At 70.2% G+C, this 5,134-nt stretch carries 6 protein-coding genes; all 6 read right to left on the bottom strand.

Annotated features, from left to right (window positions below; translation table 11 throughout):
- Positions 1-70: 70 nt before the first annotated feature.
- On the bottom strand, positions 71-844 hold the full coding sequence (locus GT354_RS37160) for a copper homeostasis protein CutC (protein ID WP_161360797.1): 774 nt from the start codon (positions 842-844) through the stop codon (positions 71-73).
- A 74-nt stretch (positions 845-918) separates the two neighbouring features.
- The gene (locus GT354_RS37155; RefSeq protein WP_161360796.1) at positions 919-1,866 is read right to left on the bottom strand and encodes an asparaginase; all 948 of its coding nucleotides are present in this window, start codon (positions 1,864-1,866) and stop codon (positions 919-921) included.
- Between the two features lie 53 nt (positions 1,867-1,919).
- Positions 1,920-2,792 (bottom strand): amino acid ABC transporter permease, encoded by an 873-nt coding sequence (locus GT354_RS37150; RefSeq protein ID WP_161360795.1) that lies wholly within the window; start codon positions 2,790-2,792, stop codon positions 1,920-1,922.
- Positions 2,789-3,433, bottom strand: coding sequence for an amino acid ABC transporter permease (locus tag GT354_RS37145; protein WP_161360794.1), 645 nt, complete (start codon positions 3,431-3,433; stop codon positions 2,789-2,791). The genes GT354_RS37150 and GT354_RS37145 overlap by 4 nt, the downstream gene beginning before the upstream one ends.
- Positions 3,434-3,487: 54 nt before the next feature.
- On the bottom strand, positions 3,488-4,444 hold the full coding sequence (locus GT354_RS37140; protein ID WP_161360793.1) for a glutamate ABC transporter substrate-binding protein: 957 nt from the start codon (positions 4,442-4,444) through the stop codon (positions 3,488-3,490).
- Positions 4,445-4,544: 100 nt separating this feature from the next.
- The coding region (locus tag GT354_RS37135; RefSeq protein WP_161360792.1) for an amino acid ABC transporter ATP-binding protein at positions 4,545-5,134 on the bottom strand (590 nt) is incomplete at its 5' end.

Here is a 5,134-nt window from a genome sequence, read left to right as displayed (position 1 = left end):
ATCGGCCCGCCCGGCCTCGAGGGCGGGCGGGCCGAGGGACCGGGCGGCCCGAACGGGGCGGCCGGCGACGTCAGTTGCGGCGCGTGGCGCCGACGATCTCCTGGATGCCGCCCAAGGACGTCACCCGGCGGGCGTATTCCGCCTGGCGCAGGGCGCCGCCCATGTAGGGGTACGGGTTGCGGTGCGTAGCGGTGCTCTCCGAGACCTCGCCGGCGGCGAAGTGGACCTCGTGGGCGCCCGTCGCGGCGATGACGCGCTCGATGTTGCGGGCGGTGATGCCGCCGCCCGGCATGACCACGATGCGGCCCGCGGCGCGGTCGACCAGGTCGGCGATGAGCGGCGCGCCTTCGAGCACGCTGCTGTCCTGACCCGACGTCAGGACCCGGTGGACGCCGAGTTCGATCAGCGCCTCCAGCGTCGCGAACGGGTCGCGGGTCATGTCGAACGCCCGGTGGAAGGTGACCGAGCAGTCTCCGGCGGCGGCCAGGAGGCGTTCGATCGTCGGGCGGTCGATGTCCCCCTCGGGCGTCAGGGCGCCGATCACCACGCCGTGCGCACCGGCCTCGCGGGCGGCGATCACGTCCCGCTCCATCGCCGCGACCTCGTATTCGTCGAAGACGAAGTCGCCGCCGCGCGGCCGGATGATGACGTGCACGCGAATCGCGTCGACGGCGCGCAGGGTCGTCTCGATCAGGCCCAGGCTCGGGGTGATACCGCCCTCGAACAGGTCCGCGCACAGTTCGACGCGATGCGCGCCGGCCCGCTCGGCGGCGAGCGCGCCCGGGACGTCGTCGATGCAGATCTCGTAGGTCAGTGGCGGGTTGGGGCCGGGATTGACGATCATCGCGCTGTGCTCCTTGGGGGAGTGGGTAAGGGAAACTGCTTGCTGCGTGCGGGGATGCTCCCCGAACTCTCCGCTCAGGAAAGCGCGGCGGTGACCCGGACCTCCCCGACCGTCACCCCGCCGCCCAACACCGGCACGCGCGCCCACTCGGCCGCCGCGGCCGTGTCCACGCCGAGCGCCGCCAACGCCGCGAGCGCCAGCGCGGTCGTCGCGCGCGGGTTGCCGTCGATCACCTTGACCGCCACCGCGTGCCCCGCCGTCGTCGCGGCCACCAGGACGCCCTCGGCGCCGCCCTTGGCCAGCGTGCCCGGAAGCAATCGCATCACCTCGGTGTTGGCCTGCCCGTCGCCGCCGACATACTGCGGATACGCCCGCATCGCCGCCGCGACCGTGTGCCCGGGCCCGTCCGACGCGAGCGCCAACGCGCGTACCCCGCGTGCCAGTCCGGTCAGCGTCATCGCGAACACCGGTGCGCCGCAACCGTCGACCGACGTGTGGGTGACCGCCTCGCCCGCCGACTCCTCGATGCCCTGGCGTACCAGCACCTGAAGCGGGTGGTCGGCGTCGAGATAGGTGTCCACCGGCCACCCCGACGCGACGCACGCCGCCACCATCGCCGCGTGCTTGCCCGAGCAGTTCATCCGGACCCGGGACTCGCCCTCGCCTCGCCCGATCAGCGCCGCGTACGCCGCCTCGTCCTCCGGGCGGCTCGGCGGACACCGCAGCGCGTCCTCGTCCAGCTTCGCCGCCGACAGGATGTCGAGGACGCTGCGCACATGGAAGTCCTGCCCGGTGTGGCTGCCGGCCGCGATCGCCACCTGCTCGTTCCGCAGCGGCGCGCCGGCCCGCAGACACGCGAGTGCCTGAAACGGTTTGGCCGAAGACCTGGGCAGAATCGACTCGTCGGACGCGCCGAGGTCGATCGCCGTACGGCCGTCCGCGTCGAGCGCGACCAGACTGCCGAAGTGCCGGCTCTCGACGAAGCCGGACCGGCTCACCTCGGCCAGTTCCGCGTACTGCATGAACTCTCCAGAAAGGGTTGAGCGTTGGGTGGGACGATGTCCTCGATCGGACATCACGATCGACGCGAGACACGGTCGCCGACGGCCCGACCCCGCACGAGGGTGCGCAGGTTGCGTCGACCGGCCGGCCGGACGCCCTGTCGCGCCTCCAGGGTGCGCGCGAACTTCGACAGCGACGCGTTGATGACGATGTAGACGAGCGCGATGACGATGTACGTCTGGATCAGCAGCCGGTTGTACGAGGCCAGGATGCGGCCGCTGTACAGCAGTTCGGTGTAGCTGACGATGAAGCCGAGCGAGGTGTCCTTGAGCAGGCCGACCGACTGGCTGATCAGCGATGGCAGCAGTCGGCGAACCGCCTGCGGCAGCACGATGATCCGCATCGTCTGTGCGTCGCTCAGCCCGATCGCCAGACCCGCCTCGCGCTGACCGCGATCCAACGACAGGATCCCGGCCCGGAAGATCTCGGCGAAGATCGCCGCGCTGGACACCGACAGCGGCGCGACCAGCTTCCAGAACAACGGCAGGTCGACGCCGTAGTGGGGCAGCCCGAACAGCACCAGATACACGAGCAGCAGCACCGGCACGGTCCGCATGACCTCGATGTACGCCGTCGCCGGCCACCGTACCCACCGCCGCCGGGACAACCGGCCCATCGCGAGCACGATGCCGCCCAGGACCGACAGCACCGTCGCGACGGCCGCCGCGCGCACCGTGGCCCACAGCCCTTCGAGCAGGTATCGCCACATCGGCCACGTGGTGTACGGGCGCCATTTGTCGGCGTCGAGTTGGCCGTGGTCGGCGAACCGGCGCACGGCCAGCACCAGCAGGCCGGCCGTCACGATCGCGACCACGATCGTGGCGATCCGCATCCGGCGGCGCGCGATCGGGCCCGGTTCGTCGAACAACACACGGGACGCGCTCATCGCACGATCGCCACCTTCCGCTCGATCATGCCGGTGACGATTCCGGCCGCGGCGCAGATGACCATGTAGCCCAGGCCGGCGCCGACGAACACGGGGATGGGTTGCGCCTCCAGGAGGTTGACCCGGTTCGCGGCGGCGGTCAGGTCGACCACGCCCACCGCCGCCGCGAGGGACGTGTTCATCGTCAGCGCGATGAAGATGTTGCCGATCGGCTGGACCACGCCGCGCAGCGCCTGCGGCAGGATGACCAGGCGCAGCGACTGACCGAACGTCAGACCCAGCGCGCGGGCCGCCTCGGCCTGTCCGATCGACACCGTGTTGATGCCCGATCGGACCGCCTCGGCGATGTACGCCGCCTCGTAGAGCGCGATGACGATGACCGCGGTGGTGAACAGCGGGAAGATGATGCCGATTTCGGGCAGCCCGAACACGAACAGGACGAGCAGCACGAGCAGCGGGGTGTTCTGGAAGGCCTCCACGTACGCGGTGCCCACCCCGCGCAGGGCGGTGACGGGCGACACGCGCATGGCGGCCACGACTATGCCGATGAGCAGGGCGCCGACGAAGGAGAGCGCGGTGAGTTCGAGCGTGGTCGTGATGCCGTCGGTGAAGGCGGAGAGATGTCGCGACACGACATCCATCGGTGGTGACCTTTCGCGAGGATTCCGACAGGACGGACGGGCGGCCCGGGCGGATCAGCTGCCGGGCACGGACCCGATCGCGGGCGGAGTCGGGGCGTTGCCCTCGACGACCGTGCCGAGGTTTTGCTTCCACACCTGAGCCCACGTGCCGTCCTGGCCGATCTTGCGCAGCCAGTCGTTGACGAACGTCTTGAACGCGGCGTCGTCGTGCGCGAGGCCGATCCCGTACGGGTCGGCGGTGAACGGCTCGCCGACCACCGTCGTGTCGGGGTTCTGCTTGACGTCGGCGACCAGGAGCGCCTGGTCCTGGACGTACGCGTCACCGCGTCCTTGACGCAGGGCCTGGAGGCACTCGGGGTCGCTCGCGAACGTGACGACCTTGGCGTCGGGGGCCACCTGCTTGACGGCGGCGATGGCCGGGGTGTTGGCGCCGGCGATGACGGTCTTGCCGTTGAGGTCGGCGGGCAGCTTGATGCTGCTCGACCCCTTCTTGACCAGGATCGACTGGCCGGAGGAGTAGTAGGGGCCGGCGAAGGCGACCTGCTCGGCGCGCTTGGGGGTGATCGTGTAGGTCTGGAAGACCACGTCGACGGTGCCGTTCTGGAGCAGCGCCTCGCGCGTCTCGGTCGCGGAACTGACGATCTTCACCTCGGGCTTGCCGATGATGTACTTCGCGAGCAGCTTGCCCATGTCGGCGTCGAAACCGTCGGTCTGCCCGGATATGGGGTTGAGCTGGGACCACAGCGGCGCGTCCTGCGAGCCGCCGACGATCAGGTAGCCGCGCTTCTTGATCTTCTCCATCGTCGACCCGGGCAGGATCGAGGCGTCGGGGGCGGCGTCGACCTTGCCGGCCACGTTTTCCCCGGCGGGCTTCTTGCCGCCGGGGACCGCGTCGGAGGAGGAGTCGCTCGAACACGCGGACAGGGCGGTCAGCGACAGCGCGGCGAGGGTCACCGGCAGGGTGGTGCGAAGGCGGCGCAGGGGGCGCAGGCGCACGGGGATCGTGGACATCGAAGTCTTCCTTCACGGTTCGCGAGGGTTCGGGTGACGCGGGGAGCGTTGCGGGGTCGGGCGTGGCCCGAGGAGGGAAAAGCGGGGCGCGGCGGCCGGTTCAGTGGCTGAGCACCTTGGACAGGAAGTCGCGGGCGCGTTCGGTGGTCGGCGCGGTGAAGAAGGTGTCGGGGTCACCGACCTCGACGATCTGTCCGTCGGCCATGAACACCACGCGGTCGGCCGCACGGCGGGCGAAGCCCATTTCGTGCGTGACCACGACCATGGTCATGCCCTCCTTGGCGAGGTCGATCATGACGTCGAGCACCTCGCCGACCATCTCGGGGTCGAGCGCGCTGGTCGGTTCGTCGAAAAGCATGACCTTGGGGCGCATCGCGAGGGCGCGGGCGATCGCGGCGCGCTGTTGCTGCCCGCCCGACAACTGGGCGGGGAAATGGTCGGCCTTGTCGGCGATGCCCACGCGCTCCAGGAGCACGCGCGCCTCCTGTTCCGCCTTCGCGGCGGAGACGCCTTTGACCTTGGCCGGCCCGAGGGTGATGTTCTGCAGCACGGTCTTGTGTGCGAACAGGTTGAACTGCTGGAAGACCATGCCTACTTCGGTACGCAGGCGGGCCAACGCGCGGCCTTCGGCGGGAAGTTCGGCGCCGTCCAGGAGCACGGTGCCCGTATCGACGCTTTCCAACCGGTTGA

This window comes from Streptomyces sp. SID3343 (genome assembly GCF_009865215.1).
GTDB lineage: Bacteria > Actinomycetota > Actinomycetes > Streptomycetales > Streptomycetaceae > Embleya.
This window is presented reverse-complemented; position numbering and strand designations above follow the sequence as displayed.